Genomic DNA, 12,969 nt, shown 5'->3' with positions numbered 1-12,969 from the left:
CTCGGCCCCCTTGCCGTCGACCTGTCAATCCCTGCTCCTGCCCGGAAGTGGCCGCTCTATTCACCGCTGATCCGGTAGGCGGTCACGGCCCGGACCGGACCGTTGCGGCCCTCGCTGAGTCACGCGCGAGTATGGTCACTTTGAGTAGTGTTCTCATTACCTGAGGTGATGACGCATGATCGGCGCTCTTGCCCTGGCCACGTTCGCGGCGTTGCTGGCCTCCGGCCCGGCGGCGCCACCGGAGGGCGTGGTGCACGGTGAGGCGCCGACCGGCGCCGCCGCCGGCTACGTCGTGCTGCTCGACCCGCCGGTCGGAGTACAGAGCGCCGGGCAGGCCCAGGCCGCCGTCGCCGCCGCCGCGGCCGACCTCTCCAAGAAGTACGGCGGCGACGTGCAGGAGCAGTTCAGCACGGCCGTGCAGGGCTTCGCGATCGACGGCCTCGGCGAGGCGGACGCGCGGCGGCTCGCGGCCGCGCCCGGGGTCGCCCGGGTCGAACGCAACATCCTTCTGCACGCCACCGCCACCCAGATCGACGCGCCGTGGGGCATCGGGCGCATCGACAACCGCACCCCCCTCCTCGACACGGTGTTCACCTACCCGAACACCGCGAGCCACGTCACCGCGTACGACGTCGACAGCGGCATCCGCATCTCGCACACCCAGTTCGGCGGCCGGGCGAGCTACGGACGCAACTTCGTCGACCGGGCCACCAACCCCAACCCGATCCCGGAGAACGCCGGCAACAGCAACGACCCGGCCAACGCCAACGACTGCGACGGCCACGGCACCCACGTCGCCGGCACGATCGGCGGCAAGACGTACGGCGTGGCCAAGGACATCAAGCTGGTCGCCGTGCGGGTGCTGGACTGCGGCGGCGACGGCTACCTGTCCGAGGTCGTCGCCGGCGTCGACTGGGTGACCGCCCACGCCGTCCACCCGGCGGTCGTGAACATGAGTCTCGGCGGGGAGAAGTCCGCGATCCTCGCCGCCGCCGTGCGCCGCTCCATCGAGTCCGGGCTCACCTGGACCGTCGCCGCCGGCAACGGGGACGCCAACGACAACCCGCTCAACGCCTGCGAGAACTCGCCCGGCGACGTCGCCGAGGCCATCGTGGTCGGCGCGTCGAGCCCCTCCGACCACCCCTTGCGCTGGTCGGACTACGGCCCCTGCGTCGACCTCTTCGCCCCGGGCGAGGACGTCGTCTCCGCCTGGATCACCGACGACATCGCCAGCCGCCGGCTCGACGGCACCTCGATGGCCTCGCCGCACGTGGCCGGCGCCGCCGCCCTCATCCTCGAGGCGCACCAGGACTACAGCCCGCAGCAGATCCGCACCGCCCTCATCCAGAGCTCGACCGTCGGCGCCCTGGACATGTCCACGTACCCGGCGTACGCCGCCGCGACCACGACCAACCGCCTGCTCTACGTCCGCCAGGCGGACCCGCCGCGCCCGGCCTCGCGGACCGTGAGCCTGTTCAATCCGCGCTACGGCACCACCGAGGTCTACGCCCGCACCAACGACGGCTCAGTCGCCTACGCCTACTGGTCCGGCGAGTGGGCCGGCTGGACCGACCTGGGCGGCACCGCCCAGGACGACCCGGCGGTGCTGTACAACCCACGCTTCGGCACCACCGAGGTCTATGCCCGGCTCACCAACGGCCACATCGCCTACCGCTACTACAACAACGGCTGGGCGGACTGGATCGACCTCGGCGGCGACGGCGCGGGCGCCCCCGCCGTGCTGTACAACCCGCGCTTCGGCACCACCGAGGTCTACGCCCGGCTCGCGAACGGCCACATCGCCTACCGCTACTACAACAACGGCTGGGCGGACTGGATCGACCTCGGCGGCCCGGCCGCGGCCGACCCAGCGGTCCTGTACAACCCGCGCTTCGGCACGACCGAGGTCTACGCGAAGGTCGGCTCGTCCCTGGCCTACCGCTACTACAACAACGGCTGGGCGGACTGGATCGACCTCGGCGGCACCGTCGAGGGAACCCCCGGCGTCCTCTACAACCCGCACTACGGCACGACCGAGGCGTACACCCGGACCTCGACCGGCACCCTGAGGTACCGCTACTACCTCGGCGGCTGGTCCTCGTGGATCGACCTGGGCGGCTCCCTGGACAGTGACCCCGGCATCGTCTACAACCGCACCACGGGCACCACGGAGGTGTACGTCCACACCCAGGGCGACGAGCTGCGGTACATCTACTACCTGAACGGCTGGTCCGGCTGGAACAACCTGGGCGGGGTCACAGCGGGTGCGCCTTCCGTGCTGTACAACCCGCGGTTCGGCACCACGGAGGCGTACACGGCCGGCCGCGACGGGCACGCCTACTACCTGTACTACGCGGGCCGCTGGTCCGGCTTCATCGACCTGACGGCCTGACCGCCTGACCCCGGTGCGTGCCACCGGCGGCCCTCAGGCCAGGTCGTACCGGTACAGGTCGTACTTGGCCATGATGCCGGTCAGCTTGACCGTGTACTCGGGGTCGGTCGCGTAGCCGGCCTTGTGCATCTCCGCCACGAAGCGGTTCGGGTCGTCGCGGTACTGGAAGGCGACGCTGTAGCGCGGCAGCGTGGCCAGCGTGTAGCCGTGGTCGCGGAACGAGTCCGCCGCGCTGGCGTACACCCGGAACGACGCCGTGGTCCCGAAGCACGCCCCGGCCGCGGTGCACTCGCTCGTGCTGTGGCTGCGGCAGCCGGTCGCGTACTTGCCCTGCCTGTTGCACTTCATGCCGAAGAAGTTCTTGTCCACGGTGGACAACGCGCTCTTGCCCCAGCCGGACTCGAGGATCGCCTGCGCGATCGTCACCGACACCGGCACGCCGTCCTCGAGGCGGCTCTGCTGGGCGCCCGGCACGGACGCGGCGATGAACTCCGCCGTCGTCATGGTGCCGTTGGGCTCCGGCAGGCTCGCGCGCGGCTCGCCGGGCTGGTGGCATTCGGTGCCACGCGAGCGGCACGAGAACAGCGGATCGCTGGCCTGCGCGGCCGTGGGGACGCCGGCTCCCACGGCGAGCGAGACGAACGTCGCGGCGAGGGCGACGGCGATCGTACGCCGGATTGCGGGCAACATGGGCGGCTCCTGTCGGACGGCTGGTGATCGGTTCCACCAACCGTCGGACAGGCGGGGCGCACCACGGTTCGCCCGGCGTTGCGGACCGGTTGCGCGCGACTGCCGTTCCGTTCGTCCGGCCTCACACCGGCCGTGTCGTGACCGCGGCGCTCACCGCCGCATCGCCGGCACCCGGACCACCGTGCCGGTGGCGCGGGCACGTTCGGCGGCCCAGACGACGCGGTGGCTGAGCAGGCTCGAGGCCGCGTCGGAGGGGATGAGCGAGGGATCGCCCGCGGCGACGGCCTCCAGGAACGTGTCCATCATGGCGGCGTCGCCGCCGTGGTGGCCCTCGGCGGCGGTGCTGCCGGCGTCCGACTCGGTGTCGATCGTCCACTCCCGGCCGGTGCGGAAGTCGGTGATGTGCAGCAGGCTGTTGTCGCCCTCGATGGAGCCGTGGGTGCCGAACAGGCGGGTGCGGCGGCCCCCCATCGGGGTGAAGGCGGTGAGCGTGAACGAGCAGGTCGCGCCGTCCGCGAACGACATGGTGACGACCTGGTGGTCGACGACGTCGTTGGCGCTGGTGTAGACGCAGCGGCCGTACGGCCCGTCGCGCAGTGCCGCCTCGACGCCCGCGGGCGTGTGGTCGGTGGTGACCGCGGACAGCGGCCAGAACTCGCGGTCCGGGTCGCCGAGGCAGGACAGGTACACGCGGGTCGCCGAGTACGGGCACGACGGCTCGGCCGGGCACGTGAGGCACGTGTCCGTGGCACCCTCGGGCCGCTGGTCCGGGCGGAAGTGGCTGAGCCGGCCGAACGAGCTGACCTCGGTCGGCGCGGAACCGAACAGCTGCAGCAGCCAGTCGATGTCGTGGCAGGCCTTGGTGAGCAGCAGCGGGCCGGAGGTGTGGCTGTTGCTCCAGTTGCCGCGGACGAAGGAGTGGGCGAAGTGCCACCAGCCGATCGGCTCGAGGTGCTGGACGCTGACCAGCCGGCCGATCACACCGTTGTCGAGCTCGCGCTTGAGCGCCTTGGAATAGCGCGTGTACCGCATGACGTGGCAGACCGCGAAGATGACCTTCGCCTTCTCCACCGCGGCGGCGATCCGCAGCGCGTCGGCCTCCTCGGTCGCCATCGGCTTCTCCAGCAGGATGTGGTAACCGAGCTCGGCGAAGGCGATGGTCGGGTCGGTGTGCATCTGGTCCTGCGTGGCGATGACCACCGCGTCACCGATCCGGCCGGCCGCGGCGAGGTCGCGCCAGTCCGTGTAGACGTGCTCCGGCGGCACGCCGAACTCGGCGGCGAACTGGGCGCGCCGGGTCGGGTCCGGCTCGGCCACGGCGATCACCCGAGCCCGTCCGGACGCGGTGGCGAGGCGGGCGTACCCGAGCCCCCGGAGTCCGGCGCCCGCCACGACCAGTCGTGCCCCGTCTACAGTCATGTGCGTGCCTTCCGTGGGGCTACTTATTAGACTCTCCATCATTAGTAGGTGCGCCGGTGACGGACGTCAAGGGGGATGCAGGTGACCGGACAACTCGCCGGTGGTGACCTGTCGAGGTTGCGGCAGCTCAACACGCTCATGGTGGTGCACGCGCTGCGCCATCAGGCGCCACGCACCCTGACCGAGGTGTCCCGGGCGGCCGGCCTGTCCCGGGCGGCCATCGAGGAGGTCGTCCGGGATCTCGAAGCACAGGGGTGGGTCGATCAGGTCGATCCGGCGGCGGGCTCGATGGGGCGGCCGGCCCGGCGGTACCGCTTCCGCGCCGACGCCGGCTGGGTGCTCGGCGTCGACATCGGCGGGCACACGGTCCGGGCCCTGGTGGCCGACCTCGACGGCGAGATCCGGCACTCGTCGCGCCGGCCGGTCTCGCCCGACGCCGGCCGGGCGGAGCGGCTCACGGTGGTGGACAAGGTGGTCGCCGAGTGCCTGGCCGGCGCCGGTCGCACCGGAGCGGAGATGTGGGCGACGGCGGTGGCCACGAGCGGGCTGGCCGACGCCGAGGGCCGGGTGGTGCTGTCGGTCGCCCTGCCCGAGTGGACCGGCGTGCACCTGACCGAGCACCTCAGCCGCCTGGTCGCCGGGCCGGTCCTGGTGGAGAACGACAGCCGCCTCGCCGCCCTCGCCGAGACGTGGCGCGGCGTCGCCAGGTACGCGCAGAACGTCGTCTACCTGCTGGCCGGGCTGCGCACCGGCACCGGCCTGATCATCAACGGCCAGCTGCACCGGGGCTTCGCGGGCGCGGCCGGCGAGCTCGGGGCGATGCCGGAGATGGGCTGGATCCGCGCCCAGGAGCATCTGCGCGTCTGGTCCGACGCGCCGGCCACCACCCACCCCGACGACGTGGCCGCGCTGGTGTTCGCCGCCGCGCGGGACGGCGATCGCCGCGCCCTCACCCTGGTCCGCAGATACGTGAAGGACCTGGCGGTCGGCGCCTCGGCACTGGTGCTGGCGCTCGATCCGCAGATGGTGGTCCTCGGCGGCGGGTTCTCGCGCTCGGCGGACGTGCTGCTCGAGCCGCTGCGGCAGGAGCTGGACAAGCGGTGCATCCGCACGCCGGAGGTGCTGCGGTCGGCGCTCGCCGACGATGCCGTCGCCCTCGGCGCGGTCCGTCACGCCCTCGACCATCTGGAGCGGCACATCTTCGATCCGGGCAGCGGCCTGGCCGCGCCGGCGGCACCCGCGCGCTGACCCGTTCCGCGGGGTGCCGCGCACGCATCGACGGCTCGGCCTTGACAGACTTATGAGGGAGAGTGTTAATAGTGGCGTCGTTGATGTGACCTGAGTCTCCTGGAAAGGGACCGCCACATGTCGAGACCACTGCGGTTGGGGCTGGCCGCCATGCTGGCCGCCGCGCTCTCCTTCTCCGCCACCGCGTGCAGCGGCGGCAAGGACCCCGCCGAAGGCCCGGTCACCCTGTCGTACATGGTGTGGGACACCAACCAGGTGCCGGTGATGAAGGAGCTCGCCGCGGCCTTCACCAAGGAGCACCCGGACATCACCGTCGACGTCCAGATGACCCCCTGGGCCGACTACTGGACCAAGCTGCGGGCCTCGGTGAGCGGCGGAGCGGCGCCGGACGTGTTCTGGATGAACGGCCCGAACATCCAGCTCTACGCCGCCAACAAGGTCATCATGCCGCTGTCCGACCGGATCAGCGCCGCAAAGATCGACCTGGGTGCGTACCCCAAGGCGCTCGTCGACCTGCACACCTTCGAAGGCAAGGTGTACGGCCTGCCGAAGGACTTCGACACCGTGGGTGTCTGGTACAACAAGGAGATCTTCGACGCGGCCGGGGTCGCCTACCCGAAGGACGGCTGGACCTGGGCCGACTTCAAGGCGGCGGCCGCGAAGCTCACGAATCCCGCCAAGGGCGTGTTCGCGGTCGGCGCCAACCTGTCCGGGCAGGAGTACTACTACAACACCATCTATCAGGCCGGCGGCCAGGTGATCTCGGCCGACGGCAAGACCTCCGGCTACGACCAGCCGGCCACCATCGAAGGTCTGCGCTTCTGGACCGATCTCATCAAGGCCGGACACTCGCCGGACCTCAAGACGATGACGGACACCCAGCCGCTGCAGCTGTTCGAGTCCGGCAAGCTCGCCATGTACTGGGGCGGCTCCTGGAACGTCTCGGAGTTCTCCAAGAACGAGTACACGAAGACGCGCGTCGACGTCGGCCCGCTGCCGGCCGGCGTCAAGAAGGCCACGATCATCCACGGTGTGGCCAACGTGGTCTCGACGAAGACCAAGCACCCGGAGCAGGCCTGGCAGTTCGTGCAGTTCCTCGGCTCCCGGCCGGCGGCCGAGATCCTCGGGCGCAGCGGGCCCATCCCGGCATACACGGGCACGCAGACGGCGTGGGCGAGCGCCAACGCGCGGTTCCAGGTGCAGTACCTCCTCGACGCGGTGGCGTACGCGGTGCCCTACCCCATCTCCCGCAACACGGCTGCGTGGAACGAGGCCGAGGCCAAGTACCTGACCCAGGCGTACAGCGGTGAGGTGGACGTGGAGGCCGCGGCCAAGGCGCTCGCCAAGGACATGAACGCCCTGCTGGCGAAGGAGTAGCTCGCGATGGTGGTCACCGAGTCGGGCGCTGCGCGGGCCGAGCCCGCCGCGGTGCCCGCACCCGCCGGCCGGCTCCGGCGGCGCCGGTCCTGGCGGCGCCGGGGCGGCGAGGCGCTCTGGGCGTACCTGCTCATCGCCCCGACCGGGCTCGGCCTGGGCGTGTTCTACCTGTGGCCGGTGCTGCAGACGGCGTACTTCTCGTTCACCGAGTGGGGGCCGTTCGGCGGGCACGAGTGGATCGGCCTGGAGAACTACCGGACCCTCGCCGGCGACCGCGAGGTGCTGCGGGCGCTGGGCAACACGACGCTGTACACGGTGCTGGGCCTGGCGGGCGTCCCGGTGGCCATCTGCTTCGCCGCGCTGCTCAACCAGCGCCGGCTGCGGGGCGTGTCCGTCTACCGGATGCTGTTCTTCCTGCCGATGGTGACGATGCCGGTCGCCGTCGCGATGGTGTGGCGGTGGCTCTACAACGGCGACTACGGCCTGATCAACTACGCCCTGTCGCTCGTCGGCGTCGATGGTCCACACTGGATCGCCGACCCGGCCACCGCCCTCTACGCGCTGGCGGCGGTCGGCATCTGGACCAGCCTCGGCTACAACCTGGTGATCTTCCTGGCCGGCATGCAGGCGATCCCGCGGGAGTAGTACGAGGCCGCCGCGATGGACGGCGCCGGACGGGTCATGCAGTTCCGCAAGGTGACGCTGCCGCTGCTGTCGCCCTCCATCTTCTTCGTCTCGGTCCTGTCCGTGATCGGCTCGCTGCAGCTGTTCGACCTGGTGTACGTCATCGGCGGCAGCGGGCAGTCCGCCCGCAACAACCCCGCGTACCCGCGCATCCAGACCGTCGTCGCGCTGTTCTACGAGAAGGCGTTCTCCAGCAACGACCGCGGCTACGCGGCGGCCATCGTGATGGCCCTGCTCCTGCTGATCGTCGCCCTGACCGCGGTGCAGTTCCGGCTCCAACGGAGGTGGGTCCACTATGGCTAGATCCGCACGGCGCAGCGGGCATCTCGGGACCCATGGGCTCCTCGCCGCCGGCACGGCGCTGATGGTCGTCCCGTTCGCCTGGCAGTTCCTCACCTCGCTGAAGACCCTCTCCAGCGCGACACGGGTGCCGCCGACGATCGAACCGGACTGGCACTGGTCCAACTACGCGCGGGTGTTCGAGCTCCTGCCGTTCGGCGACCAGTTCCTCAACACCGTGCTCACCGCGGTCGGGCGCACCGCCGGGCAGCTGCTGTTCTGCTCGATGGCGGCGTACGCCTTCGCCCGGCTGCGGTTCCCCGGCCGGAACGTGCTCTTCGGCGTCTTCCTGTCCGTGCTCATGGTGCCGCCACCGCTGTTCGTCATCCCGCAGTACGAGATCATGGCGAACCTCGGCTGGCTCAACTCCCTCCAGGCACTGATCGTGCCCGGCCTGTTCAGCGCGTTCGGCGTGTTCCTGCTGCGGCAGTTCTTCCTCGGCCTGCCGAAGGAACTCGACGAGGCGGCACGCCTGGACGGCGCGTCACCGCTGCGCATCTACTGGTCGGTGATGCTCCCGCTGGCCAGGCCCGGCCTGCTGGCACTCGCCATCCTCGCCATGCTCTGGTCCTGGAACGACCTGTTCTGGCCGCTGGTCGTCAACACCGACCCGGACAAGATGACCCTGTCCGCGGGCCTCGCCTCGCTGCAGGGCCAGTTCCAGACCGACTACCCGGTGCTCATGGCCGGATCGCTGCTCGCCTCGCTGCCGGTCATCGCGGTCTTCGTCGTCCTGCAGCGGCACTTCATCGAAGGGATCGCCCTCAGCGGCAACAAGGGCTGACGGCCCAACCAGCACAGGAATGGAGCCGACCATGTCTGACCGACATGGCCGCGGCCGGTCGCGCCCGCGTGCGCTGGCCGCAGCACTCGCACTGGTGGTCGCACCGACGCTCGCACCGATCGCGCCCGCACCGGCCTTCGCCGGCGCGCCCACCACCCGCACCACGACCAGCGTGACCGCCGACGGCGTCGGTCAGCGCCTGGCCGTGCCGGCCTACTTCTACCCGGGCGGCGACGGCACCGCATTGTGGCAGCGGCTCACCGGCCCGGGCACGGGGATCGTCGTGGCCAACCCGTTCTCCGGGCCCGGCAAGACCCGCGACCCCCGCTACGCCGCCGCGATCGCCGCGGCCCGGGCCGGCGGCGTCACCGTGCTGGGGTACGTGCCCACCGGATACCTGGGCACGACCGGCCGGGCGACCCGGCTCGGGCAGACCACCCCGGCGGCCTGGTCCGCCCAGGTGCAGCAGGACATCGAGACGTGGTACCGGCTCTACGGCGGCGACGGGCTCGGCGGCATCTTCTTCGACGAGGTTCAGAACGTGTGCGGCCCCGACGGCGCATACGCCCGCACCTACCGCGCGCTCGACGAGCACACCCGGGCCTGGCACCACGGCGCCTTCACCGTCATCAACCCCGGCATCGAGACCGAGCCGTGCTACGCCGACATCGGCGACGTCATCCTCACCTTCGAAGGCACGTACGACACGTACCGGCAGTGGAAGCCGCCGGCATGGCACCGCGCGATGGACCCGCGCCGGCTGTGGCACCTGGTGCACGGCACCGCGACGCTCGACCAGCTCGACGAGGCGATGCGGCTGAGCAAGCAGCGCAACGCCGGATACGTCTACGTCACCCCGGACGTCCTGGCCAACCCCTGGGACAGCCTGCCGCCGCCGGAGTACTGGACCCGCGAACTGGCCGCCGCCGCGGACACCGGCCGCCCCGACCGCAACCCGCCGCGGGTCCACGGCGGCCCGGTGCCGGTCCGGGTCACCTCGACCGAGGTGACCGTCGCGTGGCTGCCGGCCACCGACCCGGGCGGCCGGGTCGCCGGCTACGACGTGCTGCTCGACGGGGCACGGGTCGCCGGCACCACGGGCACCGAGCCCCTGGCCACGATCCGCGGCCTGGAGCCCGGGCGTCAGTACCGGGTCGGCGTGGCCGCGCGCGACGTCGCCGGCAACACCTCCACCCCGACCCCCACGACCGTGCTCACCACCGCCCGGCCCGATCCGCAGCCACCCGCGGCACCGGCCGGTCTCCGGGCATCCGAGACCGGGGTCGCGCACACCGTGCTGAGCTGGACGGCCGCACCCGAACGCGACGTCACCGGATACGAGATCCAGCTGAACGGCACCCGCCTGCTGTCCGTGCCCGCCTGGCTGGCCGGCGCCGAGCCGAGCGTGCCGATCAGCGGTCTGGAGCCGAGCACGGCGTACACCTTCACGGTCGCCGCCCGTGACGCCAGCGGCAACGTCTCGCCCATGGCCGGGCCGCTCACGGTCACCACGGCCACCCCGTCCGGCGACCCGATCACCGCGGCCACCGGCACGATCGGCGCGACCGCGGTGACCTACGAGGCGACCTTCACCCTGCCGTACGACTTCCACCACGTCTTCATCGACGTGGACGGCGACGAAGGCACCGGGTTCGCCACCGCGGGCATCGGCGCCGACCTGCTCATCGAGAACGGCTGGTTCTACCGGCACACCGGCACCGGCTGGAGCTGGGAACCGGTCGACGGGCCCAGCCCGCTCGTGTCGTCGGCGGACGGTCACTACGTCTGGCAGATCCCGGCGGCGATGGCGGCGGCACCGCACCGGGTCGTGTTCCACGGCTCCGGCAGCTCACCCGAGTACACCACCGCAGTCGTCAACGTCATGTGACCGAAGGGAAAGGGAGCCATGTCCTCGAGACGAGTGACCGCCGCCGCCCTCGTGGGTGTGTTGGTCATGGCCACGTACGGCGCGGCACCGGCGCACGCCGCGATCACCGGCCAGACGGCGACCAACACCGCCACCACCGTCACCTACCGCTACCAGTACACCGGAACGCCCACGTGGCTGCGGGTCTACATCGACACCGACCGCAACGCGGCCACCGGCTTCGCCACCACCGGCATCGGCGCCGACTACCTGCTGGAGAACGGCACGCTCTTCCGCAACACCGGCGGCGGCTGGAGCTGGACGGTGGTCACCGCCGTCACGCACACCAGCGGCGGCGGCGTCGCCACCTGGACCGTCAACCGCGCCGACATCGGCGAGACCGCGACGCCCAACGACGCCGACCTGGTCTTCCAGACCGAGGCGCCGCTGGACACCTCGGCGCGCTACACCCACGTCTACAGCGGCTCCAGCAGCGGCGGCGGCACGGTGACCTACCAGGCGGACACCGCCGACATCGCCAACCCCGAACGCGGCTTCTACCACCACACCGGCGACTGCGACACGAACACCTTCGACCTCGCCACCCTCCAGAGCTACCGCACCAGCCAGCAGACCACGCTCGTCATGTGCGTGTTCTACCTCGCCGGCTTCAAGAACGCGCCGATCAGCGCGGCGGCGCTCGCCCAGTTCCAGCGGCAGGCCGACACCGTGCGCGCCGCCGGGCTGAAGATGATCCTGCGGTTCGCGTACACCACGTCCACCGCCGGCGACGACGCCCCGCTCAGCCGGGTGCTGCAGCACCTCGACCAGCTCGCGCCCTACCTCAGCGCCAACAGCGACGTCATCCACGTCGTGCAGGCCGGCTTCATCGGCGCGTGGGGCGAGTGGTGGTACACGCAGAACTTCGGCAACCAGGGCACCGTGACCCAGGCGGACTGGGCCAACCGCAAGGCGGTCGTGGACAAGCTCCTCAGCGTCCTGCCGTCCAGCCGCATGGTCGAGGTGCGCACCCCCAAGTTCAAGCGCACGATGTACGGCACCGGTGCGGTGACGTCCGGCCAGGCGTACGGCGGCACCGCGATCGCCCGGATCGGTCACCACAACGACTGCTTCCTCGCCAGCGCCGACGACCTCGGCACCTACGAGAACACCGCGGTCGAGTACCCGTACCTGGCGGCGGACACCCAGTTCGTGCCGATGGGCGGCGAGACCTGCCAGCCCAACCCGCCACGCTCGCAGTGCCCGACCGCGCTGCAGGAGCTCGGCCAGTTCCACTGGAACTACCTCAACACCGACTACCGCGCGGAGGTGCTCAACGGCTGGACCAGCGGCGGCTGCATGACCACCGTGCGCCGCGGCCTCGGCCACCGGTTCACCCTCACCCAGGGCACGTATCCGGCGAACGCGACGGCCGGCGGCAGCCTGGCGGTCCAGTTCACCGTGCAGAACGCCGGCTGGGCCGCACCGTTCAACCCGCGTGGACTCACCCTCGTGCTGCGCAACACCACCTCCGGCGCCGTCTACCTGAGGCCGCTCAACGCCGACCCGCGCCGATGGGCCGCGGGCACCTCCACGACGGTCAACCAGTCCGTCTCGCTGTCGGGCGTGCCGGCCGGCAGCTACCGGCTGCTGCTCTCCCTGCCCGACCCGCAGCCCAGCCTGGCCAACCGGCCCGAGTACGCCATCCGGCTCGCCAACACCGGCGTGTGGGAGCCCGCCACCGGCTACAACGACCTGCTCCACACGGTGACCGTCAGATGAGCCGGTAGACCCGTCGACACGCCCTCCCCGGGTGCGAACCCGGGGAGGGCGATGGAGCTGTACTCGAATCCGGTGGCGCTACACGCCCGGGCCTACCTCCAGGGTGCTGAGCCCGGCGTCGCCCTGATGCCACGTGGTGGTCAGGGCGACGTACCGTGCTGTGGCGCCCAGCTTGACCGAGCCGAGCTGCGTGCCGGCCGCGACCGAGCCGGCGTCGGTGAACGTCAGGCCGTCGTCGCTGACCGACACGGTCGCGGCCGGCGCCTGCGCTCCGTTCCAGGTCAGCCTGACTGTGCCGATCGCGGCGGACCGTCCCAGATCGACGACCATGCGCCCGTCCGTTCCTGGGACCCACGCCGTGCCTCGGTCGCCGTCGACGGCGAGCGA

Annotated in this window: 10 protein-coding genes and 1 pseudogene; 8 read left to right on the top strand and 3 right to left on the bottom strand. The window is 71.2% G+C overall.

The features are described from left to right. The first annotated feature begins 175 nt into the window (after window positions 1–175). Window positions 176–2,392: a S8 family serine peptidase gene (locus tag ACFY3L_RS00055; protein WP_389316594.1), complete on the top strand. Its 2,217-nt coding sequence runs from the start codon at window positions 176–178 to the stop codon at window positions 2,390–2,392. Between the two features lie 33 nt (window positions 2,393–2,425). Here ACFY3L_RS00055 and gsmA read toward each other — a convergent pair whose 3' ends face one another. After that, window positions 2,426–3,082, bottom strand: a complete 657-nt coding sequence (gene gsmA / locus ACFY3L_RS00050; RefSeq protein ID WP_389316591.1) for a sporangiospore maturation cell wall hydrolase GsmA — start codon at window positions 3,080–3,082, stop codon at window positions 2,426–2,428. Window positions 3,083–3,232: 150 nt separating this feature from the next. Then, window positions 3,233–4,501, bottom strand: coding sequence for a Gfo/Idh/MocA family protein (locus tag ACFY3L_RS00045; RefSeq protein WP_389316588.1), 1,269 nt, complete (start codon window positions 4,499–4,501; stop codon window positions 3,233–3,235). An 81-nt stretch (window positions 4,502–4,582) separates the two neighbouring features. Between ACFY3L_RS00045 and ACFY3L_RS00040 the strand changes: the two genes are divergently transcribed. From ACFY3L_RS00040 to ACFY3L_RS00010, 7 genes and pseudogenes are all read left to right on the top strand, one after another. Then, window positions 4,583–5,749: an ROK family protein gene (locus ACFY3L_RS00040; protein ID WP_389316585.1), complete on the top strand. Its 1,167-nt coding sequence runs from the start codon at window positions 4,583–4,585 to the stop codon at window positions 5,747–5,749. Between the two features lie 117 nt (window positions 5,750–5,866). Continuing rightward, the gene (locus ACFY3L_RS00035) at window positions 5,867–7,126 is read left to right on the top strand and encodes an ABC transporter substrate-binding protein (RefSeq protein WP_389316582.1); all 1,260 of its coding nucleotides are present in this window, start codon (window positions 5,867–5,869) and stop codon (window positions 7,124–7,126) included. A 6-nt stretch (window positions 7,127–7,132) separates the two neighbouring features. After that, window positions 7,133–7,771, top strand: a complete 639-nt coding sequence (locus ACFY3L_RS00030) for a carbohydrate ABC transporter permease (RefSeq protein WP_389316579.1) — start codon at window positions 7,133–7,135, stop codon at window positions 7,769–7,771. Window positions 7,772–7,783: 12 nt separating this feature from the next. Further along, window positions 7,784–8,113, top strand: a pseudogene (locus ACFY3L_RS00025) (carbohydrate ABC transporter permease); the annotation flags it as partial. After that, a complete protein-coding gene (locus ACFY3L_RS00020; protein ID WP_389316576.1) occupies window positions 8,106–8,933 on the top strand; it encodes a carbohydrate ABC transporter permease in 828 nt (275 codons plus the stop codon). The pseudogene ACFY3L_RS00025 and the gene ACFY3L_RS00020, both read left to right, overlap by 8 nt. Window positions 8,934–8,964: 31 nt before the next feature. Beyond that, on the top strand, window positions 8,965–10,821 hold the full coding sequence (locus tag ACFY3L_RS00015) for a spherulation-specific family 4 protein (RefSeq protein ID WP_389316573.1): 1,857 nt from the start codon (window positions 8,965–8,967) through the stop codon (window positions 10,819–10,821). A gap of 18 nt (window positions 10,822–10,839) precedes the next feature. After that, window positions 10,840–12,582, top strand: a complete 1,743-nt coding sequence (locus ACFY3L_RS00010; RefSeq protein WP_389316570.1) for a DUF4832 domain-containing protein — start codon at window positions 10,840–10,842, stop codon at window positions 12,580–12,582. A 78-nt stretch (window positions 12,583–12,660) separates the two neighbouring features. Here the strand turns inward: ACFY3L_RS00010 and ACFY3L_RS00005 are convergent. After that, window positions 12,661–12,969, bottom strand: a 309-nt coding sequence (locus ACFY3L_RS00005; RefSeq protein WP_389316567.1) for a discoidin domain-containing protein, incomplete at its 5' end; no start/stop codon positions are given.

Origin of the sequence: Dactylosporangium sp. NPDC000521, assembly GCF_042898305.1 — a bacterium.
GTDB lineage: Bacteria > Actinomycetota > Actinomycetes > Mycobacteriales > Micromonosporaceae > Dactylosporangium.
The sequence above is the reverse complement of the archived record's forward strand: the minus strand, read 5'-3'. Positions and strand labels throughout refer to the sequence as shown.

Bases quoted from the DNA above. Each gene is read 5' to 3' on its own strand.
- ACFY3L_RS00055 (WP_389316594.1), top strand. From the start codon at position 176: ATGATCGGCGCTCTTGCCCTGGCCACGTTCGCGGCGTTGCTGGCCTCC.
- gsmA (WP_389316591.1), bottom strand. From the start codon at position 3,082: ATGTTGCCCGCAATCCGGCGTACGATCGCCGTCGCCCTCGCCGCGACG.
- ACFY3L_RS00045 (WP_389316588.1), bottom strand. From the start codon at position 4,501: ATGACTGTAGACGGGGCACGACTGGTCGTGGCGGGCGCCGGACTCCGG.
- ACFY3L_RS00035 (WP_389316582.1), top strand. From the start codon at position 5,867: ATGTCGAGACCACTGCGGTTGGGGCTGGCCGCCATGCTGGCCGCCGCG.
- ACFY3L_RS00030 (WP_389316579.1), top strand. From the start codon at position 7,133: ATGGTGGTCACCGAGTCGGGCGCTGCGCGGGCCGAGCCCGCCGCGGTG.
- ACFY3L_RS00020 (WP_389316576.1), top strand. From the start codon at position 8,106: ATGGCTAGATCCGCACGGCGCAGCGGGCATCTCGGGACCCATGGGCTC.
- ACFY3L_RS00015 (WP_389316573.1), top strand. From the start codon at position 8,965: ATGTCTGACCGACATGGCCGCGGCCGGTCGCGCCCGCGTGCGCTGGCC.
- ACFY3L_RS00010 (WP_389316570.1), top strand. From the start codon at position 10,840: ATGTCCTCGAGACGAGTGACCGCCGCCGCCCTCGTGGGTGTGTTGGTC.